A 22,106-nucleotide genomic window follows, 5' to 3' on the forward strand; every position below is an offset into this window, starting at 1 on the left:
TCGGCGCAGGTCGTGACAATGGTTGCAGACTTGAAAAACATGGACCGCGAAGCGTTGCTGGCCTGGCTGGAAAGCCAAGGCGAGCGGCCTTTTCGAGCGGATCAGATGCTCAAATGGCTCTATCTGCGCCTGGCCGACGACTTCGACCAGATGACCGATTTGAGCAAGGATTTCCGCATTTTGCTGGCCCGCCACTTCACCATCGGGCGCTTGGCGGTGGACCAGGTGCGCACGGCCGTTGACGGCACGCGCAAATTCCTGTTCCGCCTGGCCGACGGCCAGACCATCGAGAGCGTGCTGATGCCCGAGCGCAGCCACGACACCCTCTGCGTCTCCAGCCAGGTGGGCTGTGCCCTGGGCTGCCGCTTCTGCTTGACCGGGCAGGGCGGCCTGGTACGCAACCTGACCCCCGCCGAGATCATCGGCCAGGTGTGGGAGGTGCGCAAGCAGATGGCCGATCCGGCCCGGCTGACCAACCTGGTTTTCATGGGCATGGGCGAACCCCTGGCCAATTACGATGCGCTGGTGCAGGCCATCACGGTGTTGACCGACAGCGATTGGGGCATGAAATTCGCCTCCCGGCGAGTGACCGTCTCCACCGCCGGCATCGTGCCGCGCATCCTGGATCTGGGCCGCGACACGCGGGTCAACCTGGCCGTCTCCCTCAACGAAGTGGACGATACGGCCCGCAGCCGGCTGATGCCCGTCAACCGAACATATCCCCTGGCGCAACTGCTGGACGCCTGCCGCCACTACCCCTTGCCCAAGGGCCGCAAGATCACCTTCGAGTACATCCTGTTCAACAATCTCAACGACACCCCGGACCATGCCCGCGCCCTGGCCCGTTTGCTGGGTCCCCTGAAGGCCAAGATCAACCTGATCCCTTTCAACCCCCACCCCGGCAGCCCCTTCGAAAGACCCTCGGAGGCGCGCATCCAGGCATTCCAGAGCCTGCTCATCGACAAACACTTCACCAGCGTGGTGCGCTACAGCAAGGGGCTGGACATTATGGCGGCCTGCGGCCAGTTGCGGGTGGCGGCGCGCGAACAAGCCGTTTGAATCAAATCAATTTCAAATCGAAATCGAAATCGGGATCGCTATCGAAATCGCGTCGAACCGGGGCGCAAATCTGAACTGAATCGATTTCGCTCCCGATTTCGATCCCGATCCCGATGCTGCTTTCGCCCCGCTTCCAATCATAGACGGGCTTTGTGCATAACCGCATTGCTTTTGAAGGCCGGTCAGCTCAGGCGGCGCGCACCTTGAGCATCGCCCGAATCGTTTCGGGGCCGGTGTCGTAGAGGCGGTCGAGAAATACGGGGAAAAAGGTACCGGGCTTGTCGCTGGTTTGAATGGCCCGGTCGCCGCAGATGCCGTAGTAGGCGAAGGCCGCGGTGGCGGCGGCCAAATGGTCGCCGGCGCCGGGTCCGGCCACGGCGCAAAAAGCGGCGGTGATGGCGCTCAGGCCGCAGCCGATGCCCGTGACCTTGGTCATCAGCGGTTGGCCGTTGGCCACGCGGTACACTTGACCTCCATCGGTGATGCAATCCTCGGCCCCCGACACCGCCACGATGCAGCCGGCCTCCAGGGCCAGGGCCTTAACGGCCGCCACACCGTCATCGGACAACGCCAGGCTGCTGTCCACCCCCTTGGTGCGCACATCTGCGGACACCAGGGAGAGCACTTCCGAGGCGTTGCCGCGCAGGACCGCGATGCGGCAGCGCGCCATGATGGTACGCACGGCGCGGGTGCGCAGGGTGGTGGCGCCGGCGCCCACCGGATCCAGGATCACCGGCTTGCCCAGGGCATTGGCCTTCTCGCCGGCCACGCACATGGCTTCCACCCAATCCTCCTGCAAGGTGCCGATGTTGAGCACCAGGGCGCCGGCCAGGGCGACCATCTCCTCCACCTCGGCGCGGCAGTGGGCCATCACCGGCGAGGCCCCGGCGGCCAGCAGGATGTTGGCCGTGGTCTCCATCACCACGAAGTTGGTGATGTTGTGCACCAGGGGCGCCCGGTCGCGCAGTTGCGCCAGCGCATCGACGGTATAGGCCGCCATTTCCATCAGCCGACCTCTTCGTTGAGGGCGAAGATCTGGGCGAAGATCTGGTCGTTGTCGAAACCCTTCAAGCGGATGGCGCCGCTGCGGCAGGAGGCCACGCAGAGGCCGCACCCCTTGCACAGCACGGGGTTGATTTGCGCCTTGCCGGTGAAAGGGCCTTTCTCGATGAAACTGGGCGCCGAGTAGGGGCAGATGGCCACGCACACCCCGCAGGCGCTGCAGTCGGCCGGACGGGTTTCGGCCACGGTGCCCGCCATGCGGATGGTCTGCTTGGCCAGCAGGGTGACCGCCCGGGTGGCCGCCGCCTGGGCCTGGGTGATGGACTCGTCCAACGGTTTGGGCGCATGGGCCAGGCCGCAGATGAACACACCGTCGGTGGCGCAATCCACGGGGCGCAATTTGACGTGGGCCTCCATGTAGAAGCCGTCGTCGTTGAGGGTGGCCTTGTACATCTGGGCCACCGGGTTGTCCGCCGGCGGGACGATGGCGGTGGCCAGCACCAGCAGGTCGGGCCGCGCCACCATCTTGCGGCGCAGGGCGGTGTCGGTGAAGCGCACCGCCAGGTCCTCGCCTTCGGGTTGCACCTCCAGGCCGACGGCCTCGTCGTATTTGATGAACACCACCCCCGCCTGCCGCGCCTCGCGGTAGAGATCCTCGCGCAAGCCATAGCTGCGCATGTCCCTATAGAGCACCATCACATCCATCTCCGGACGCAGGGCTTTGAGGGCCAGGGCGCTCTTGATGGAGTGGGTGCAGCACACCTTGGAACAGTAGGGGCGGGTTTCGTTGCGCGAACCCACGCACTGAATGAACATGGCACTCTTGCAGGCCGGCAGGGTCTCATCGCCCGCGATCAACCGCCGGTCCAGTTCCAGGGCGGTCAACACCCGGGGATCCCGGCCGTAGGCGTGCAGTCCCTCGGGTTTGAACTCCGAGGCGCCCGAGGCGATGACGGTCACGCCGTGGTCCAGCACCTCCTGCTCCCCTTGACGGTCGATGGTGGTCTTGAAGTTGCCCACGAAGCCGTCCACATGGGTGATGCGGGCATTGAGGCGCACCTCGATCTTGTGGTCGGCGGCCACCTGTTGCACCATCTCGTGCACATGGGCCTGCACGTCGCCACCATCCCAGGTCCGGTGCAGGTTGAGGGCTTGGCCGCCCAGGCGGTCGGTCTGCTCCACCAGGTAGCTCTCATAGCCTTGGGCCGACAGGGCCAGGGCGGTCGCCATGCCGGCCACGCCGCCGCCGACGATCAGGGCCCTGGGATCGATGGAGAGCTCCGGCTCCTCGAGCGGTTGCAACAGGGCCACCTTGGCCACCGCCATGCGGGTCAGGTCCTTGGCCTTGGTGGTGGCCTCTTCCTTTGTCTGGTTGTGCACCCAGGAACACTGGTTGCGGATGTTGGCCATCTCGAAAAGGTATTTGTTGATGCCGGCGCTGGTCACCGTTTCCTGGAAAAGGGGCTCGTGGGTCTTGGGAGTGCAGGCCGAGACCACCACCCGGTTGAGCCGCTTTTCGCGGATCACCTTGGCCATCGCCTCCTGGGTGTCCTGGCTGCAGGAGAACATGCTCTCTTCGGCATGGGCCACGTAAGGCAGCGTGCGGGCGTATTCAACGACCTGGGGCACATCCACCACCGAGGCGATGTTGGTGCCGCAACGGCAGATGAACACCCCGATGCGGGGCGCTTCGCCGCGAATGTCGGTTTCCAGCGGCGCTTCCTTGGTCAAGGTGCGGCTCCAGCGGGCCTCCACCAATCCACTGCCGGCGGCGCCGGCGGCTGCCGAGGACTCCACCACCGAAGAGGGAATGTCCATGGGCGCTTCCAAGGCGCCACAGACGTAGATCCCCGGTACCGAGGTGCGCACCGGATCGAAGCCGGGCGTGCGGGCGAAACCGTAAGCATCGACCGCGATGCCCAACCGTTGGGTCAGGGCGCGCGCCTCGGCGCCGATGCCCAGTCCCACGGAAAGCACCACGATGTCGAAGGCCTCTTCAACCCGCCGGCCGGACGCATCCACGTAACGCAGCAGCAGATTGCCATCGGCATCGGGCACCACGTTGGTGATGCGGGACTTGACGAAGCGAACGCCGGAGGCGTCCCGGCCCCGGTTGTAATACCGTTCGAAGTCCTTGCCGTGGGTGCGAATGTCCATGTAGAAAATGGCCGTATCCAGCGGCTCGTGGCTGTGCTCCTTGGCCAGCATGGCCTCTTTGATGGCATAGGTGCAGCACACCGAAGAGCAGTAGCCACGGGCGCCGATGTGCACGTCGCGGGAACCGACACATTGCAGCCAGGCGATCTTTTTGGGCTCCTTCTTGTCCGACGGCCTTACGAGATGGCCGCCGTAGGGGCCCGAGGCGGACAGAATGCGTTCGAACTCCAGGCTGGTGACCACATTGGGCGAGCGCTGGTAACCGTACACATCGTGAGTGGCCGGATCGTAGGTTTCGCAACCAGCGGCCATCACCACCGAACCCACGTTCAAGATCAGCTCTTTTTCCTTGTCGTCGTACACAATCGCCCCGGTGGGGCACACCTTTGCGCAGTTGCCGCACTTGCCCTTCTGCAGATAGATGCACTGCTCCTGGTCGATGGCGTACTTGAGCGGCACCGCCTGGGCGTAACGCACATAGATCGCCTTGCGCTTTTGCAGCCCGCCGTTGTAGGTATCCACCACTTTCTTGGGGCACTTTTCGGCGCACAAGCCGCAGGCGATGCACTTGTCCAAGTCCACAAAACGTGGATGCTGCTTGATCCGGACCTGAAAATTGCCCGCTTCTCCCGAAATCCCCTGGACTTCCGCCAGGGTCAACAACTCAACATTTTGATGCCGGCCGACCTCGACCAGTTTGGGAGAGATAATTCAAAGCGCGCAGTCGTTGGTGGGGAACGTCTTGTCCAGCTGGGACATGATCCCGCCGATGGAGGTCCCGCGTTCCACCAGATAGACGTAATACCCTGAATCGGCGGCGTCCAGGGCGGCCTGCATTCCGGCGATCCCGCCGCCGACGACCATTATGGATCCGATTTTCTCTGACATCATTTCACCTATTGGGCAATGAACGCATTCACACCGCGTATCTCTTTTTTATTCTCGGCCAATCCCAACGCCTTCTCGGACAACCCCATGGCCAACCCCAGCAGTTGCGGATAGAGGATGGAAGGCAGATCCACATCGCTCAGCCCTTCGCGCTCCATCTGCTGCTGTACCGTATCGAATTGGATCTGGCACCAGGGGCAGGCCACGCTCAGGTAATCGGCGCCGGCGGCCTTGGCATCGGCCAACTTGCCGGCCGTCAGCTTTTTGGACAAAGCGTCGTTGACCCCCATCAGCGGGGCGCCGCAACATTCCAGCTTTTGCGACCAGTCGACACTCTTGGCCCCGGTCAGGGCCACCAGGTCATCCAATACCCGCGGCGCCACCGGATCGTCGAACTGCATCACGTCGCTGGGCCGCAGCACATGGCAGCCGTAATGGGCGGCGATCTTCAAATTCTTGAAGGGCGCCTTCACCCGCTCCTTGATGGCCGCCGTGCCGATGTCCTTGTGCAGCAAGGAAAGCAGGTGCTTGACCTCGCTCTTGCCTTCATAGGCGAGCCCCCTGCGGGCAAGGAAGCGGTTGGCCTCGGCCTTGGCGGCCGCGTCGTTGGCCAGTTGATGGGCGGCCTTTTTCAAGGTGCCGTAGCAGCACTGGCACAGGGTCAGCAAATCGACCCCTTCCGCTTCGGCCAAAGCCAGGTTACGGGCCGCAAAAAGCAGGGCGGTCTGCATATCGATGTTGCGCAGCGGGTAGCCGCAGCAATTGAAACGGCGGACATCCACCAGATCCACCTGGAGCTCCGCCAACACCACCCGGGCGGCCCGTTCGAAATGGGGCACCCGTGCCGGTATGTTACATCCTATAAAAAGCGCAAATTTCATTCGTTCACCCGCAGTCCGTCGTTGTTGTTAACACAGGACGCTTCCCGCACCGCTTGGTTTTTGAGTTCATAGAGCACATCGGTCACCTTGACCCCTTGGGGACAGTGCTCCTGGCACTGGTAACAGGTCAGGCAATTCCAGAGCATGGGCGCGCCCAGGGCCAGATCCTTGAGGCCCAACCCCAGGGAGCGCATGATCTGATGGGGCAGCAGCCCGACCGCCGCCTGGGGATCGTCGAAGGCCTGCACCACGGGACAGACGGTGGTGCAATTCTCGCAAGCGAAACAGTTGACGAAGGTGTCGGTCCGATCGGCCGCATTGCCGGTCCCCGCCTTGAATGCCGTATCAATGGGCGACACGGCGATCTCCGCCGCCGTGTCGCGCACCAGCGGAAATTTGGCCGCCATGGTTTCCAGGGCTTCGTTCACCGGCCGCTCATACCCTTCGGCCGGCAGCCGGTGGCGGTTGAGGCCACGGAACAGGGAAAAGGGCGACAAGGTATGAAAGGTGGGGCCCTCGGTGGCCAGCAGGGGCTCCCGCACGCTGAGCCACAATTCGCGCAGGTTGATGCCCGCCGGGCACACCACGGTGCAGCGGTCGCAATTGGTGCACAGATAAAACCCTTCATGCACCGCCCGCAGGTCCTCCCGTGACAGGCCCCCTCCGCGGACATACTCCCGCAGGAAGGCGAGCTTTTGCGCCGGCAGCACCAGCCGGTTGCCCTTGGCCTCGAAGGCCACCGAGACGGAGCAGCGCAGGTTGCAAGTGCCGCAGCGGGTGCAGGCATCCAGTTCCAGCACCTGGCGCGTGGCGATATTGGCCGGCAGGGAGTGTTCGGGGTCCATCACCGCATTGGCCAGCAAGGTCAGCGTGCTGCTGAACATGTGGAGCATCTTGCTGAAGGGCAGATAGGCCAGCCCGATGAAACAGGCGAGGATATGCACATACCATAAGATGCCCACCGCGTTGACCCGGTCCAGGAACAGGGCCACCGGCGCGATGGCCTTGGCCGTGGCGTAGCTCACGAAGGCCGTCTTGTTGGGCGAGTGGCAATCGGCGCAGTTGGCCAGATGGGATTCATATCCCATCTCCAACACCTCGGGCGCAAATGGGCGCTTGAGGGTGGGCGAGACGGTGCCGAACTTCTGGACCCAGTAACTCTCCAGGGCCTCCAGCTCTTCGTCGTCCCAGATCGCGGCGTAATCCTCCACCATGTAGGTGAACTCCGTGTGGGAGCTCATCTTGGCCCCTTCCAGCAGGAAGCCGGACAGGATGATCACCCCCACGATCACGATGGTGGTCTTGTCCATGAAACCGCTCATCAAACGGGGCACCTTGATAATGAAGCGGCGGTAAATGGCGATACCCACGCCGACAATCACCATCAACCCGAAAAGGTTGCGCAGAAAGAGAAAGGGGTTGAGGGTGGAGTAGTAGTGGGGAAACAGGTTCATGGTGATGTGCTTTTCCATGGCGTGCATGAAAAACAGCATCATGAACCCGCTGAAGATCAGCATGTGCATGCTCCAGCGCAGGCGGTCCTCCTTGAAAATCCGCGCGTGCAGCAGGACATCCAGAATCAAGGCGCGTATGAGGGCGAACAACTTGGCGCTGAACAACACGCCGACCAAACCCCGCAAAAAGGCGCTGAACCGCTGCCAGGCGGTGAACTGCCGGCCCCGGAAACCCACCTTGCGGGTGAACCAAGTGGTGATCTTGTACAACATGCCGATGGCGAAAATGGCCAAGGACGTATACAAGGCGACGGTAAAGAACATGGAAACAGCCTCCTGCGGCACCCCCGATGGGCGTCGGCCCCTTATTGTGGTTTACCGAACGCACCAGTTCATGGTTCCGGGTCGATTACAAGGTAACCGCAAGCCTTAGCCCTTCAACCAACGAAAATCAAGACCTTTGTCACCCGCCCCGCAACACGCCATACTTCCGGCAAAGCCGCGCCGAAATTGCTTTAACACCTGTTAAAGACAAATTTTCGGCCCGCCCCTTTCCTTTTGTTACCGAAAGCAGTATGGACATCGAATGACCATTCTCTTGCAAGGAGGTGTTATGTTTACCATCGTAAAACGGGAGGAAATGGCGCAGGGCACGGTGATTCTGAACGAGATCGAAGCGCCCCTGATCGCCCGCAAGGCCCAACCCGGACAGTTCGTGATTCTCAAGGCCAACGAAGAGGGAGAGCGCATCCCGTTGACCATGGCGGAAACCGATGCCGCCAAAGGCACCATCACCATCATCTACATGGTAGTGGGCAAATCCACCGCCGTGTTTCGCGACCTGCAGGTGGGCGATGCCTACCAGGACGTGATCGGCCCCTTGGGCAAACCCACCCATGTGGAAAAGGTCGGCAAGGTGCTCTGCGTGGGCGGCGGCACCGGCGTGGCCGTGCTGCACCCCATCACGCGGGCCTTCAAGGAGGCCGGCAACGACGTCACCTGCATCATCGGCGCGCGCAGCAAGGATCTGCTGATCCTGGAGGACAAGATGAAGGCCGCCTCCAATGACCTGCGGGTCTGCACCGACGACGGCTCCTACGGCCATCACGGTTTCGTGACCGATGTGGTCAAGGCGGTTCTGGACAAAGAGAAGGTGGATCAGGCCGTGGCCATCGGGCCGGTGCCCATGATGAAGGCGGTGTGCGCCATCACCAAGCAATACGATGTGCCCACCCTGGTGAGCCTCAACCCGATCATGATCGACGGCACGGGCATGTGCGGCGGCTGCCGGGTGACGGTGGGCGACAAAACCAAGTTCGCCTGCGTGGACGGCCCGGAGTTCGACGGCCACCAGGTCAATTTCGACGAGCTGCAGACCCGCTTGCGGGCTTACATGGAAGAAGAGAAAGCGTGTTACGATTCGCACTGCCGACTGGTCGGGGCGTGAAGTTATAAAGGAGGAAAGATCATGGCAAAGAACAAGGAAAAGGCCGGCCGCGTGGCCATGCCCGAACAGCCGCCGGAGGTGCGCAAGCGCAATTTCGATGAGGTGCCGTTGGGCTATACGGTGGCCATGGCCCAGGAAGAGGCGGCCCGCTGCATCCAATGCAAAAAACCGGGATGCGTGACCGGTTGTCCGGTGCAGGTGGACATCCCCGGGTTCATCCGAATGGTCACCGAAGGGGATTTCACCGGCGCCATCCGCTACATCTGGTCCCAGAACGCCTTGCCGGCGGTCTGCGGCCGGGTCTGCCCCCAGGAGATCCAGTGCGAGGGCGAGTGCGTCCTGGGCAAAAAGGGAGAACCCATCGCCATCGGCAACCTGGAGCGTTTCTGCGCCGACTATGAACGCGAGCACGGCACCGGCGCGCTGCCGCCCCAGGCGCAATCCACCGGCAAGCGCATCGCCGTGGTGGGCTCGGGCCCCTCGGGCCTGACCGTGGCCGGCGACCTGATCCGCAAGGGCCACGATGTGACGGTCATGGAGGCGTTTCACAAACCCGGCGGCGTGCTGGCCTACGGCATTCCCGAATTCCGCCTGCCCAAGGCCATCGTGGCCCAGGAGGTCAACTTCCTGGAACGCCAGGGCGTCAAGCTGGAGTGCAACATGGTGGTGGGCCGCACCGTCACCCTGGACGAACTGTTCGAGCAGGGATACGACGCCATCTATCTGAGCGTGGGGGCGGGCCTGCCCCGTTTCATGAACATACCGGGCGAAAACCTGATCGGCATCCTGTCGGCCAACGAGTACCTGACCCGCGCCAACTTGATGAAGGCCTACAAGTTCCCCGATGTGGACACCCCGATTCCCAAGGGGAAAAACGTCATCGTGCTGGGCGCCGGCAACGTGGCCATGGACTCGGCCCGCACCGCAATGCGCCTGGGCGCCGAGACGGTGCGCATCGTCTACCGCCGTTCGCGGGAAGAGATGCCGGCACGGGCGGCCGAAATCCACCATGCCGAGGAAGAGGGCATCGAACTGTTCCTGTTGAGCAACCCGGTACGCTACCTGGGCGACGACAAAGGCCGCCTGACCGGCATGGAGTGCCTCAAGATGGAACTGGGCGAACCCGACGATTCCGGCCGGCGCCGTCCGGTACCGGTCAAGGGGTCGGAGTTCACCCTGGACGCCGATCTGGTAGTGGTGGCCGTGGGTTCGGGCGCCAATCCGCTGCTGACCCAATCCACCCCCGACCTGGGACTGAACCAGTGGGGCTACATCCTGGCCGATCCGCAGACGGGCAAGACCACCAAAAAAGGTGTCTGGGCCGGTGGCGACATCGTCACCGGCGCCGCCACGGTGATTCTGGCCATGGGCGCCGGACGCAGCGCGGCCGATGATATTCACAAGTACCTGGAGTGGGGCTGGTAGCAAAGTACAGGGGGGCGACCCGATGGGTCAGCCCCCTTTTTCTGCACGATCCCGCAACGCTTTTCCCGCCTTTTCACAGGGCCGAAACGCCCTGGGCGCACCACCGGCAACGGTTTCAGCGACGTTTCAATTGGCGGCCGGCCGCTCGGCAAGCATTTCCCGGGCATGGGCCAGGGTGGTGGCGGTGGCAGCGTCGCCGCTGAGCATGCGGGCGATCTCGGCCACGCGCTCTTCCGCGTTCAGCGGGGTGATGGTGGTGTGGGTGCGCCCCTTGGCCACCTTTTTGACGATCTGCATGTGGTGGTCGGCGTAGCGGGCGATCTGGGGCAGGTGGGTGATGCACAACACCTGGTGGTGGCGCGCCAGTGCGGCCAGCTTGCGCCCCACGCCGTCGGCCGTTCCGCCGCCGATGCCGGCGTCCACCTCGTCGAACACCACCGTGTCCAGTGCCTCGCCATGGGCCAGGATGGCCTTGAGGGCCAGCACCACCCGTGAAAGTTCGCCGCCCGAGGCGATGGCCGCCAAGGGCTTCAAATCCTCGCCCACGTTGGGTGCGATCATGAAGACGGCCCGGTCGGCGCCGGTTTCGGTCACCGCCCGCCCGTCGCAGAGCAAATGGGGCGACCCTTCCCGCGGCGCCGGCAAAGGCTGCAAATCCACGGCAAAACGGGTGCCCGCCATTTTCAGATCCGCCAGCTCCGCCTCCACCCGCCCGGCCAAGGCCTCGGCCGCCGACCCGCGCCGTTTTGTAAGCTCGGCGGCGCTCCGGCACAGTGCCTGTTGCCCCTTTTGCAAATCGTCCCGCACCCGCTCGATGGCCTCGTCCAGGGTCTCGAAGGCGGCCAACTGCTCGGCGATGGTGTCGGCCCGCTCCAAAACCGCGGCCAGGCTGCCGCCATATTTGCGCTTGAGCTTGTTCAGGGTGTCCAGACGCGCCTCCACCGCCTCCAGCCGCTGGGGGTCGAGATCGACCTGTTTGAGGTCGTCGCGCAGCCGCTCGGTCAGATCCTCCACCTGGTAGATGAACGATTCCAATTGGCCAGCCCGTTCACCCAGCCGCTCGTCCACCCGTGTCATTTGGCCCAAGGTCTTGGCCATGGCCCCCAACTGCTCCACCACGGCGCCGTCGGCGCTGTACAATCCATGAATGCACTGCTCCAGGGCCTGGTAAAGAGCGGTGCCGTTTTTCAGGCGCAAGCGCTCCTTTTCCAGTTCATCGTCCTCGCCGGGCGCCGGGCGGGCGGCGGCCAGCTCCTGCTGCTGAAACTGCAGCAGGGCCACCTGTTCGTGCTGGCGTTCACGGCGGCGCAACAATTCCTGCTCCTCCCGGATCAGGGGCAGCAGATGGTCATATTGGTCGCCGCACTGCCGCCGCGCGTCCATCAGACCGCCGAACTGATCCAGCACCAGCAGGTGCGCCTCTTCCTTGAGCAATCCCTGGTGGGCATGCTGCCCGGAGATACTGGCCAGATGGGCGGTGATCTCCCCCAGGGCCTGCATGGTGGCCAAGCGACCGTTGATGTAAACCCGGTGCCGATCGGCGTTGGAAATGATGCGCCGCACCAGCAGCCCTTCCGCCGGATCGTAACCCGCCGCATCCATCAGCCGGGCCACCCGGCTTTGCTGCGGCACCTCGAACAGCGCCTCCAACTCCGCATTTTCGGCGCCGGTGCGGATCAGGGTCGCTGAAGCCCGGCTGCCCAGCAGCAGATTGACCGCATTGATGATGATCGATTTGCCCGCGCCGGTCTCACCGCTGAGCACGGTCAGGCCCCTGCCGAACCGGATGTTCAAATCGGCAATGATGGCGAAATTGCGAATGGAGAGTTCCAGCAGCATAGGGTCACGTCACCGTCTGAACCTTAACGGTCGCCACCGGGCGCCGAGGGTTGTTCTTTCCCGGCACGGCGCAGGGTCACCTTGCGCCACAAGCCGTCCTGATTGATGCACTGCCATCCCCACTTGAGCCAACGCAGCAAGGCCAGGGCCAGCCACAGGGACCAGGCGAGCATCAGCAGACGGTAGGCCCAGACCGGCAGGCTCACCACCCAGGGACGGGGCAACGGACCGTCGATGTGGTCCCGGGTCCAGTGCAACACGGTGGCGCTGGAACCGTTGCCCACGATCTGCATGGCCGGGTCGCCCAGCAATCCGGCCTTGACCGCCGCGAAAAGGGCCGCCAGGGCCGCCACGGTCCAGAGCACCAGGAGCGCCTGGGCGGCATTGAAGGGCAGCCAGTGAGCGGGCATGGCGCGGCGCTGCCGCACCCCCAGCACCACCAGCCAGCCGGCGATGATCAGGGCCATGAACACCGGCACCTGGGTCAACCCCAACCCCAGCAATGCCCATTGCCACCAGCGCAGGGGCGTGGGCGCCACGCGGCCCAGGACGCCGGCCAGCAACAGAATAACTACCAGATAACTCCAGAACAGCACCGCGGGCCCCCAACGCGGGCCGCCGGTGAGCAGGATCCACCGGTTTTGCGGCACTTCGATGGAGATGTGGGCGTTGACCGCCGCTTGCCCGGCGTCCACCGCCGGCGCCCGGAACAGCGTGGCAAAGGGCGCCAATGCGTGCCAGGTCACGCCGACCCGCCGGCTGTCCGGTTGCACCGGCACCGTCACCTGGTCGCCTTCCTGGCGCACCGGCAGGGTTTGACCGTTGACCGTCACCTGCTGCAAATTGGCGTCCGGGGGCAGGGTCAGGGTGTATTGGCCACCGCGGTGGGTCCGCAGCGCCAGATCCAGCGTTCCCCGGCTGAACCGCTGGCCGGGACTCAGCACCATGCGCACGCTGTCGATGGTGCGGGTTTGTCCGGGCAGCGCCGGCGGCCGCCGTACCTTGATGGTCACCGATTCGCCGGGCCACGGCTGCCAGCGGGGCTGCCACTGGCCGCCGTCGTCCTGGTGGTGAACGGCCGCGATCCCCTCGAAGGTGCACTCCCAGACGGCGGCCGCATCCAAGACCCAGGTTTCGGACCAGGGCACCCCCCGCGGCGCGGTCAAGGCGATGGTGTCGCCCATTTCCAGGGCGCCGGCATAGGAGAGGGCGCGCTGTTCGGGCCCCATGTGGATCAGCGCCTGGCCCTCTTCCACCGCGATGCCCTCGGTCACCACCGCCTCACCGGGTATCAAGGGCACGGTCAGGACGATGGGCGTTCCGACGGGGGTGAGGCGGGCGATGGTGGTGGTCGCCTCCCAGGTGAGACCCAAACGCAAATGGCGGGTCACCTGCACGAAGGGCGGCAGGCCGCCTGCGGGTCGGCCGCTGTCCGGCGGAGACGTGTCGGTCAGGCGGGAGAGCTGCACCGTGGCGCCGACCCGGCCATCGGGTTGAATCCCTTCCAGACGCCACCCCTCCACGCGATAAGAGGCGCTGCGCGGTCGCAGCGGCAGGGGCAGTTGGATGACCATCTCCCCTTGGGTGGTGCCCTGCAGCACCAGGGTGTTCAAGCCGCTGGGCACCAGGGCCCACAGACGACCCTGTTCGTCCCGCGCCAGCCCTTCGATGGGGGCGTTGTTCAACAACACCTGCTCGGGGGACCAGGCACGCTGCGCCACCGGCAGGGGCACGGCCACCCGCGCGGCGGCATTGATCTTAAGCAGCACCTGCAGGTCGTCGCCCACCGCGGTCAGCTCCATGCGGGAAATATCGGCACAGTGGGGCAAACAATCGGGCGGGGCCAACAGCCGTTGGCGCAACTCCTCCAGCAGCTCGGGCGGTGGGTAGCCCGTCGTTGCCGCCCGCGCCGTGCCGCCGGGCAGTCCCGCCGCGGCGAGGCAGGCCAGCACCATCAATGCGCTACCGGCCGCCCGCGGGGCCAACCAGGACCGTGCGGCGCGCCAATCCACCAGCAGGCCGACCAGGCCGGCCAGCAGCAGTACCCGTGCCAGGCACAGCACCAGGTTGACCGTGGGGGAAAGGAGGTAGAGTCGCAGGCGCTGGCCCTTGGCCACCGGGCCGCGCCACTCCAAGGCCACCGATTGCCATTGCCAGTCCGGCAGACCGGGACCGGTGGGAATCAAGGCGTCGGGATCGTAGGGTTTCGGCGCTGCCTTTTCCGCCGGTGGCGCCGCCGGCAGGTCGGCCCGACGGTCCTCGGCCATTTTGGCGGGCAACGCTTCCCGGGCCATCATGGTCCGGGCGACAGCCGCCTCCTCCACCCGCCGGGCGCCGCTGCCGGCCAAGGGCCGTACCACCGAATCGCGGGGCGCCAACTGGGGATAGAGCCCCCAGCGCACCTGGTCCACGGCAAAGGGCACGACCGTCACCAGCAGCACCACCGTGGCGCCGATGCCCCAAAGGGCCACCAGGCGCCGGAACCAGCCGGCGGGCAGCAAGGGCAACAGCGCCAGGACGGCCAACAGGTGCAACCAGACCAAGCGCGGGGCAGCCGGCTCATGGTAGATCAGCGCCATGGCCGCCAGCGCCAGCAAGCCCTGCCACCCGCCCCGCAGCTTGAGCACCGCCAGGGCGATGATCAGCACCAGGAACAGATCGAGCAAGGACCAGTTTTGCAACCAGGTGCTCGTCACCTTGTCCACGCCACCGGCCGCCAGCAGACGCCATCCGGGCGGCAGGTGCAGCACGCCGGCGACGCTTTGAAAATCGTGGTCCCACCCCACCGCCGGCAGGATGCCGCCGGACCAGGGCAAACGGGCATCGGCGGTCAACGACAAGCGGCCGTGGCGCAGCTGCACGCCCTGTTTGCCGTCGGGCCCCTGGGCGGTGATCACCTGGTCCTCTCCCGCCACGGCCACCCGCCCCAGCTTCTGGGGCGGATTCATGGCCATGTGCCACCTGCGATGGACCGAACCGCTGATCACATCCTGAACCGTGAATCCGCCGCCGTCGAAATCAAGCCACAGGGTGCGCTGCAAAGAGAGTTGATCGGGCGGCGGATCGGGATCGCCCCGATGGATCTGCCGCAGGCGCAGCTCTGTACCGGCGACCACCAGATAGGCGGGAAAACGGCGCCAATCCGACGGCATCTCGGTCTGCTCGGGGGCCACCGCCGGCACACCTTCGATCTCCACCAGGCGCAGATCGTGGCGCGCCCGGAAAGACCAGATCTCTTCGCCGAAGGGCGCCGCACCGGCAGCGATCCGTTCCAGGGGGCCCGGCATGCGGGCCTGCACGCGCACTTCCCAGCGCCCGGCCCGGACCTGCACCGTCAAACGGCCGTCGCCGTCCAGGTGCACCGGCAAGGAACTCTCCAGGGCCATGGGAAGGGTGCCGGGGATCAAGGCGCCGTCCAGCACCACCTCGCGATCGGCGCCGGCCGCCTCGAGTCGCAGCACACTGGTCACTTGCATGGGAATGGTGTCGTCCAGCAGACGGAACACCCGCACCTGCAAAGTGCCCTGCCCCGGCTGGGTCGGCGTTTCACCTTCCCCGCGCAACCAGAGCCGGTGCCGGGCGTCGATCAGCGGCGTGGCCACCGGCCGGCCGTCGACGGTCAGGGCCAGCAATCCCGCGGCCGGCGGCACCGCCAGGGTTTCGGGCATCCGCTGCCAGAAAAAACGCCCTTCGATGCGATGCTCGCCGGGGCTCAAACGGACCACCGGTGCGCCGTTGCGGCCGACCACCGCCGTGGGACGGCCATTGACCACCACGCTTTCCGGCCAAGCCCCGGCATTGCCCGGCAAGGCGGCCCAGCCGTCGGCGAACGCCCGCCAGCGCTGTTCGAACCGGCCGCCGGTTTCCGACAAATCCAGGATCAAGCGGGAGGGCCAGTGGCAGCGCACCGTTTGTCCGTCGTTGTAGGCGCCGGGGCACAGGGCCTCCTCATGCCCGTGGAGCACCCAGGACTGCCAGGGCGACAGCGCGGGGGGCAAAGACCCCTCGGGCAAAGTGGCCGCCGCCGGCCCGGCCTGACCCAAAATCATCAAAACCAGCACCAGTCCAACGCCGATTGCTTTTTGCATGGTGGAAAACCCTCTGTTGCGGTTTGTGGCGATGCCTCTCAAGGGCGTGATGGCAGGCCCACTATAGAAGGAGGGTACGGCGGGTGTCAATGTGGTGGTCATAATTACTGGAACCCCCCCGTTTTTTTTGATAAACTCCCCCCATGACCATTTCGACCAAAGAACGCTTGCGCCGCTTTCATGCCCGTTTCAAGGGCGATGACCACGTGCTGCTGCCCATTGTCGCCGACCCTGACGCCATTGCCTGCGCCATGGCGATCAAGCGTCTATTGTGGCGCAAGGTGGCCGGGGTCACCATCGCCCACGTCAACGAGATCCGGCGGGCCGACAACCTGGTCTTGATCCGACTGGTCGGCGTGGCCCTGGTGCCCTTCGAGAAGGTCGATCCCCGGGCATTTTCGCGCATCGTGCTGGTGGACGCCCAGCCGGACCACCATCCCGTCTTGAAAGCGCTGCAACCCGACATCATCATCGATCACCACCCCACCGGTGAATCCGCCAAGGCGCCGGTGAGCGACATCCGTCCCACCTACGGCGCCACCGCCTCCATACTGGTGGAGTATTTGCGCGCCGCGGGCATCAAACCGTCCACAAAGCTGGCCACGGCCCTCTACTATGCCATCAAAACCGACACGGCCAATTTCGAGCGCCACACCCGCATGGAAGACCTCAATGCGTTCCAGTTCGTCTTCCGCCACGCCAACATCGCCCTGGCGCGACGCATCGAGACGGCCGAAATCCGGCGCGATTTCCTCAAGTTCTTCAAAATGGCCCTGGACGGGCTGCGCATCCGCAAGGGGCGCGCCTTCGTCCACCTGGGACCGGTCACCCACCCCGACGCCTCGGTGCAGGTGGCCGATTTCCTGATGCGCATCGACACGGTCAACTGGAGCATCGTATCGGGGGTGTACCAGCGCAAGCTGACCATCATCTTTCGCAACGACGGCATCCGCAAGGACGCGGGCCGCCTGGCCAAAGGCCGTTTCGGCCGCTGGGGTTCGGCCGGCGGGCACAAAAGCGCCGCCCGCGCCGAGATCGGCCTGGAGGCCCTGGAAGGGGTCGTCGACACCAGGGACCATGGCGAGCTGGCCCGCTGGATCGCGCAAATCATCGAAAAAGGGCCCGGCAAGAGCGCCAAGACGGATCCGCCGGCAAACGCCCCGGAGCAGGGGTGAGGCGCCATGCGGATCACCATCCTGGGATCGGGCACCTGCACCCCGCGTCTGGATCGCAGTGCCGCCGCGGTACTGGTGAGCACCGACCGGTCCAACCTTTTGCTGGACATCGGCCCCGGCACCATGCGCCGACTGCTGGAGGCCGGCCACGCCATCGGCGATCTGACCCATATCGCCATCACCCACTTTCACCCGGATCACACCGCTGAGCTGGTGCCCTTGCTCTTCGCCACCCGATACGCCGAGGCGCCGCCCCGCACGCGCCCCCTGACCGTGCTGGGCGGTCCCGGGTTGAAGGCCTTTTTCAGCGGCTTGCAGGCCGTGTACGGCCATTGGATCGTCCTGCCCGACGATCTGTTGCAGATGCGGGAGATCGACGACCCGGCGGGTGCCGCCCAGGCCTTCGCCGACTTCACCCTGAGCGCCTTTCCGGTGGACCACCGCCCGGAAAGCCTGGCTTACCGCATCGCCGATGCCGGCGGGCGCACCGTGGCCTGTTCCGGCGACAGCGACGTGTGCGACGGACTGGTGGCCGCGGCCCGCGGCGCCGATCTGTTCATATGCGAAGCATCCAAGCCGGACGACCTGAAAACGGCCGGCCACCTGACCCCCTCCCTGGCCGGCCGCATGGCCGCCCGGGCCGGGGCCAAACGCCTGGTGCTCACCCACCTGTACCCCTCCTGCGATGCGGTGGATATTGTCAAACAAGCCGCCGCCACGTATAAAGGGCCCGTGGTCGCGGCGACGGACCTGATGCGGTTCACACTGGATCAACCCGACGGGGGAAAGTCGAAATGATGCGTTATTATCCTGTTTGCCTGGACATCCGCAACCGCGCCTGCCTGGTGGTGGGCGGCGGCCAAGTGGGCACCCGCAAGGTAACGACCCTGCTGCTGTGCGGCGCGCGGGTGACCCTGGTCAGCCCGGAAGCCGGCGAGGAGCTGACCGAACTGGCCCGCGCGGGCACCATTCAATGGCATGCCCGCAACTATGAAAGCGGCGATCAGGCGGGCGCCTTCCTGGTCATCGGCGCCACCGACCAGGAGGCCCTCAACCGCCGCATCCACGCCGACGCCGAAAAAGACGGCCGGCTGTGCAACATCGCCGACCAGCCCAAGCTGTGCAATTTCGTGCTGCCCTCCATCGTGCAGCAGGGCGATCTGATGATCGCCATCTCCACCGGCGGCCAGAGCCCGGCCTTCGCCAAATACCTGCGGCGCCAGATGCAACGGCAATTCGGACCGGAATACGCCCACCTGCTCAAACTGATGGGCGCCGTGCGCAAACACCTGCTCCAGCAGGCCCACGCCCCTGAAGAGCACAAGCCGATCTTCGAACGGCTGATCGCCAAGGGGCTGCTGGAGTTGATCCGACGCGACGACCGGGCGACCATCAACGCGCTTTTGGCCGAGGTGGTCGGCCCGGATGTCAGCCTCGAAACCTTAAGAACACGGTAAGGACGCCGCCATGCAGACTGCCTTCGTCGCGGCCCTGCTGATTTACATGCTCAGCGCGGCCGCCTATTGCGCCTACCTCTTTTTGCAACGCAACCCGTTGCAGCAAGCGGGCAACCTCCTGCTGGTGACGGGCTTCACCGCCCACACCCTGGCCATCGGCTGGGCATTCGCCGCCACGGGCCACTTTCCGGCGGGCAACCTGCACGAGACCCTCTCCGTGACGGCTTGGTCCATCGCCGGCGCCTACCTGCTGCTGGGCCTCAAGTTCCACTTGAAAATCCTGGGCGCCTACGTGGCGCCGCTGACCGTTTTCATTCTCCTGGCCGCATTCCAGTTCCCGCGCACGCCGACCCAACCGGAGAACCTGCTCCAGGGGGTGTGGCTCACCACCCACATCGTCACCATTTTCCTGGGCTATGCGGCCTTCATCCTGGCCGCCGGCACGGGGGTGCTCTACCTGCTGCAGGAACGCAACATCAAAGCCAAAACCCGCGGTTTTTTTTTCAAACGGCTGCCCTCTCTCGATATGCTTGACACCACCGGATATGCGTGTATTGTGTTCGGTTTTACCATGCTCACCATCGGCCTGATCACCGGCATGGTTTACGCCAAGGCCGTTTGGGGCCGCTTCTGGGCCTGGGACCCCAAGGAGGCGTGGTCGGCGGTGGTCTGGATCTTTTACGCGGTTCTGCTGCACGAACGGTTGGCGGTGGGGTGGCGCGGCCGCCGCACCGCCATCATGGCCATAGCGGGGGTGGGCGTGTTGTTGTTCGCCTTCCTGGGCGTCAATTTTCTGCTCAAAGGGCATCACGGCCAGTTCACCCAGTGGTGAAACGCCGCCGATCCTCCCCCGCGGACAAAGTGTTGGAGCACCATGGACAGGATCATCCTGATCGGCTTGAATCATAAATCCGCCCCCATCGAAATCCGGGAGTGCCTGGCCTTCGACGAGCCGGACACGCGCGCCGGCCTGGGCATGCTGCGGGATGATCCGGCCATCGACGAAGCGATGATCTTCTCCACCTGCAACCGGGTGGAAGTGCTGCTCAGCGCCCACCGGCCCGACGCGGCCATCGCCGCCGCCAAGCGCTTTCTGTCCACCACCAAGCAGGTGCCCTTGGCGGTCTTCGAATCCTCCCTTTACCTGCACCGGGGCGAAGCGGCGGTGCGCCACCTGTTCCGCGTGGCCGCCAGCCTCGACTCCATGGTACTGGGCGAACCCCAGATCCTGGGGCAGGTCAAGGGGGCCTACCGCCTGGCCACCGAACAAAAAAGCGCGGGCGTGATCCTCAACCGCCTGCTGCACCGCACCTTTTTCGTGGCCAAGCGCATCCGCAGCGAAACCGGCATCGGCGACCACGCCGTCTCCATCAGCTACGCGGCCATCGAACTGGGACGCAAGATTTTCGGCCGCCTGGAAGGCAAGCAGGTGCTGCTCATCGGTGCCGGCGAAATGGCCGAACTGGCCGTGGACCACCTGGTTCGCCACCGCACCGGCCGCGTCTATGTGGCCAACCGCACCTTCGAGCGGGGCGTGGCCCTGGCGGCCAAATACCAGGGTACTCCCATTCGCTTCGAGGAGATCGGCGCGCACCTGGGCAAGGTGGACATCATCATCACCTCCACCGGCGCCCCGGGCTATGTGATCCGGCAGGCCGATGTGAAAGGGATCATGCGCCACCGCCGCAACCGCCCGCTCTTCTTCATCGACATCGCCGTGCCGCGGGATATCGATCCCCTGGTCAACCAAGTCAACAATGCCTATGTTTACGACATCGACGATCTGCAAGAGGTGGTGGACGACAATATCGAGGACCGCCGCCGCGAAGCGGTCAAGGCGGATCGCATCGTCGACGAAGCGGTGGTGCAGTTCCGCCGCTGGTACGACAGCCAGGGGGTGGTCCCCACCATCAAGGCCTTGAACGCCAAGCTGCGCGAGGTGGCCGCCGCCGAGTTGCAGAAAACCCTGGGGCACCTGCCCCACCTGTCTGCCGAGGACCAGCAGGCCATCAGCCGCATGAGCGAAGCCATGGTCAAGAAGATCCTGCACGATCCCACCCGCTTCCTCAAGGGCAACGGCTGCCACGGGGACCGGGCCGTCTACCTTGAAGTGGCGCGGCGTCTGTTCAAGTTGGATGAGCAGATGGAACAGCGCGCGAACCAGGACCCGGATCGGCCGACCGAACCGTCGGAACCGTAAACGACCTGCCGATCACATCGCCGAACCATCGAACCACTGAACCACCGACTCACCGCGACAAGGAGTGCACCGTGAAAAAAATCGCCTTTCTCTTTCCAGGCCAGGGATCCCAGAAGGTGGGCATGGGCCGTGATCTTTACGAGGCCCACGAAGAAGCCAAGGCCGTTTTCGCCACCGCCGACGCGGCCACCGGCCTGCCCGTCACCCAGCTTTGCTTCGAAGGCCCCATGGAGACCCTCACCGAGACCGTCAACCTGCAACCGGCCATCACCGCCGTCAACCTGGCCTGCCTGGCGCTGCTGGAAAAGGCCGATCTGCGCCCCGCGCTGTGCGCCGGCCACAGTCTCGGGGAGTACAGCGCGCTGTACGCCGCCGGCGTGATCTCCGCCGCGGACTGCATCAAGCTGGTCCACAAACGGGGCGCGTTGATGCACCGCGAAGCCACCCAACACTCGGGCGCCATGAGCGCCGTCGTGGGACTGACCATCGACCAGGTCAACGCCATCGTCTCGCGGCACGCCGAGAATGCCGTGGTGGCCGTGGCCAACCACAACAGCGCCGAGCAGATCGTCATCACCGGCGCCCCTGAAGCGGTGCAAGCCGCCGGCGCCGAAGCCGCCGAACAGGGCGCCCGGGCCATCCCGCTGCAAGTCAGCGGCGCCTGGCACAGCCCATTGATCCAGGGCGCCGAAGCCGAGTTCGCCGCCTTCCTGGACGAAATCCCCTTTGCCGCGCCCCGCTGCCCGGTGATTCACAACGTCACCGCCGACACCACCGACGACCCGCGGCAGATCCGCACCCTGATGGCCCGCCAGTTGTGCAGCCCGGTGCGCTGGTACGATTCGGTCAACCGCATGGCCGCGGCCGGCATCGAGGTGTATGTGGAAATCGGGCCCGGCCGGGTACTGGCCGGCCTGCTCAAAAAGATCCTGCCGGCAGGCCACGGCGCCCGCGTCTACAACGTGTCCGACCTGAAAACGGCCGAGAAATTCCTCCAGGCGGAGATTTGATACACCCGCCGCCCGGGCCGCATT

Annotated in this window: 16 protein-coding genes; 10 read left to right on the forward strand and 6 right to left on the reverse strand. The window is 65.0% G+C overall.

Annotated elements, in window-relative coordinates; genetic code table 11:
• The first annotated feature begins 30 nt into the window (after positions 1-30).
• The gene (rlmN, locus tag MRX98_RS02585) at positions 31-1,059 is read left to right on the forward strand and encodes a dual-specificity RNA methyltransferase RlmN (protein WP_281432160.1); all 1,029 of its coding nucleotides are present in this window, start codon (positions 31-33) and stop codon (positions 1,057-1,059) included.
• Positions 1,060-1,246: 187 nt separating this feature from the next.
• Here rlmN and thiM read toward each other — a convergent pair whose 3' ends face one another.
• Genes thiM through MRX98_RS02605 form a run of 4 tightly spaced genes read right to left on the reverse strand, consistent with a single transcriptional unit; the run spans position 1,247 to position 7,765 of the window.
• Positions 1,247-2,065: a hydroxyethylthiazole kinase gene (gene thiM / locus MRX98_RS02590; RefSeq protein ID WP_246902773.1), complete on the reverse strand. Its 819-nt coding sequence runs from the start codon at positions 2,063-2,065 to the stop codon at positions 1,247-1,249.
• Positions 2,065-5,106 (reverse strand): FAD-dependent oxidoreductase, encoded by a 3,042-nt coding sequence (locus tag MRX98_RS02595; RefSeq protein ID WP_484840246.1) that lies wholly within the window; start codon positions 5,104-5,106, stop codon positions 2,065-2,067. Before MRX98_RS02595 ends, thiM begins: the two co-directional genes overlap by 1 nt.
• Before the next feature lie 8 nt (positions 5,107-5,114).
• Positions 5,115-5,987: a CoB--CoM heterodisulfide reductase iron-sulfur subunit B family protein gene (locus tag MRX98_RS02600; RefSeq protein WP_246902776.1), complete on the reverse strand. Its 873-nt coding sequence runs from the start codon at positions 5,985-5,987 to the stop codon at positions 5,115-5,117.
• Positions 5,984-7,765, reverse strand: coding sequence for a 4Fe-4S dicluster domain-containing protein (locus MRX98_RS02605; protein WP_246902778.1), 1,782 nt, complete (start codon positions 7,763-7,765; stop codon positions 5,984-5,986). Before MRX98_RS02605 ends, MRX98_RS02600 begins: the two co-directional genes overlap by 4 nt.
• A gap of 26 nt (positions 7,766-7,791) precedes the next feature.
• Between MRX98_RS02605 and MRX98_RS02610 the strand changes: the two genes are divergently transcribed.
• From MRX98_RS02610 to gltA, 3 genes are read left to right on the forward strand one after another with little or no spacing between them, the layout of a single operon-like run.
• On the forward strand, positions 7,792-8,031 hold the full coding sequence (locus tag MRX98_RS02610; protein WP_246902779.1) for a hypothetical protein: 240 nt from the start codon (positions 7,792-7,794) through the stop codon (positions 8,029-8,031).
• Positions 8,032-8,054: 23 nt separating this feature from the next.
• Entirely contained in the window at positions 8,055-8,888 is an 834-nt protein-coding gene (locus MRX98_RS02615) for a sulfide/dihydroorotate dehydrogenase-like FAD/NAD-binding protein (RefSeq protein WP_246902780.1), read from the forward strand.
• Positions 8,889-8,909: 21 nt separating this feature from the next.
• On the forward strand, positions 8,910-10,313 hold the full coding sequence (gene gltA / locus MRX98_RS02620; RefSeq protein WP_246902781.1) for an NADPH-dependent glutamate synthase: 1,404 nt from the start codon (positions 8,910-8,912) through the stop codon (positions 10,311-10,313).
• A gap of 126 nt (positions 10,314-10,439) precedes the next feature.
• Here the strand turns inward: gltA and recN are convergent, their stop codons facing one another.
• Entirely contained in the window at positions 10,440-12,152 is a 1,713-nt protein-coding gene (recN, locus tag MRX98_RS02625; RefSeq protein WP_246902782.1) for a DNA repair protein RecN, read from the reverse strand.
• Between the two features lie 23 nt (positions 12,153-12,175).
• Positions 12,176-16,240, reverse strand: coding sequence for a hypothetical protein (locus MRX98_RS02630; protein ID WP_246902783.1), 4,065 nt, complete (start codon positions 16,238-16,240; stop codon positions 12,176-12,178).
• Between the two features lie 143 nt (positions 16,241-16,383).
• On the opposite strand from MRX98_RS02630, the gene MRX98_RS02635 reads away from it, so the two are divergent.
• The 6 genes from MRX98_RS02635 (at position 16,384) to fabD (ending at position 22,082) form a co-directional block, all read left to right on the forward strand.
• The gene (locus tag MRX98_RS02635) at positions 16,384-17,415 is read left to right on the forward strand and encodes a DHH family phosphoesterase (protein ID WP_246902784.1); all 1,032 of its coding nucleotides are present in this window, start codon (positions 16,384-16,386) and stop codon (positions 17,413-17,415) included.
• Positions 17,416-17,421: 6 nt separating this feature from the next.
• Entirely contained in the window at positions 17,422-18,213 is a 792-nt protein-coding gene (locus MRX98_RS02640) for an MBL fold metallo-hydrolase (protein WP_246902786.1), read from the forward strand.
• On the forward strand, positions 18,210-18,872 hold the full coding sequence (locus MRX98_RS02645; RefSeq protein WP_246902789.1) for a precorrin-2 dehydrogenase/sirohydrochlorin ferrochelatase family protein: 663 nt from the start codon (positions 18,210-18,212) through the stop codon (positions 18,870-18,872). Before MRX98_RS02640 ends, MRX98_RS02645 begins: the two co-directional genes overlap by 4 nt.
• Positions 18,873-18,882: 10 nt before the next feature.
• On the forward strand, positions 18,883-19,704 hold the full coding sequence (gene ccsB, locus MRX98_RS02650; protein ID WP_246902791.1) for a c-type cytochrome biogenesis protein CcsB: 822 nt from the start codon (positions 18,883-18,885) through the stop codon (positions 19,702-19,704).
• Positions 19,705-19,746: 42 nt separating this feature from the next.
• Entirely contained in the window at positions 19,747-21,072 is a 1,326-nt protein-coding gene (gene hemA, locus MRX98_RS02655; protein ID WP_246902793.1) for a glutamyl-tRNA reductase, read from the forward strand.
• A 71-nt stretch (positions 21,073-21,143) separates the two neighbouring features.
• Complete coding sequence (fabD, locus tag MRX98_RS02660; RefSeq protein WP_246902795.1) at positions 21,144-22,082, forward strand: ACP S-malonyltransferase; 939 nt, start codon at positions 21,144-21,146, stop codon at positions 22,080-22,082.
• The last annotated feature ends 24 nt before the right edge of the window (positions 22,083-22,106 follow it).

The sequence above is a fragment of the Desulfatitalea alkaliphila genome, assembly GCF_022968795.1.
Lineage (GTDB): Bacteria > Desulfobacterota > Desulfobacteria > Desulfobacterales > Desulfosarcinaceae > Desulfatitalea > Desulfatitalea alkaliphila.

Excerpts from the sequence above, each read along its gene's own strand:
- MRX98_RS02635 (WP_246902784.1), top strand. The coding sequence starts at position 16,384 with ATGACCATTTCGACCAAAGAACGCTTGCGCCGCTTTCATGCCCGTTTC.
- recN (WP_246902782.1), bottom strand. The coding sequence starts at position 12,152 with ATGCTGCTGGAACTCTCCATTCGCAATTTCGCCATCATTGCCGATTTG.
- MRX98_RS02605 (WP_246902778.1), bottom strand. The coding sequence starts at position 7,765 with ATGTTCTTTACCGTCGCCTTGTATACGTCCTTGGCCATTTTCGCCATC.
- MRX98_RS02610 (WP_246902779.1), top strand. The coding sequence starts at position 7,792 with ATGGGCGTCGGCCCCTTATTGTGGTTTACCGAACGCACCAGTTCATGG.
- hemA (WP_246902793.1), top strand. The coding sequence starts at position 19,747 with ATGGACAGGATCATCCTGATCGGCTTGAATCATAAATCCGCCCCCATC.
- MRX98_RS02600 (WP_246902776.1), bottom strand. The coding sequence starts at position 5,987 with ATGAAATTTGCGCTTTTTATAGGATGTAACATACCGGCACGGGTGCCC.
- ccsB (WP_246902791.1), top strand. The coding sequence starts at position 18,883 with ATGCAGACTGCCTTCGTCGCGGCCCTGCTGATTTACATGCTCAGCGCG.
- MRX98_RS02645 (WP_246902789.1), top strand. The coding sequence starts at position 18,210 with ATGATGCGTTATTATCCTGTTTGCCTGGACATCCGCAACCGCGCCTGC.
- MRX98_RS02640 (WP_246902786.1), top strand. The coding sequence starts at position 17,422 with ATGCGGATCACCATCCTGGGATCGGGCACCTGCACCCCGCGTCTGGAT.
- gltA (WP_246902781.1), top strand. The coding sequence starts at position 8,910 with ATGGCAAAGAACAAGGAAAAGGCCGGCCGCGTGGCCATGCCCGAACAG.
- thiM (WP_246902773.1), bottom strand. The coding sequence starts at position 2,065 with ATGGAAATGGCGGCCTATACCGTCGATGCGCTGGCGCAACTGCGCGAC.
- MRX98_RS02630 (WP_246902783.1), bottom strand. The coding sequence starts at position 16,240 with ATGCAAAAAGCAATCGGCGTTGGACTGGTGCTGGTTTTGATGATTTTG.
- MRX98_RS02615 (WP_246902780.1), top strand. The coding sequence starts at position 8,055 with ATGTTTACCATCGTAAAACGGGAGGAAATGGCGCAGGGCACGGTGATT.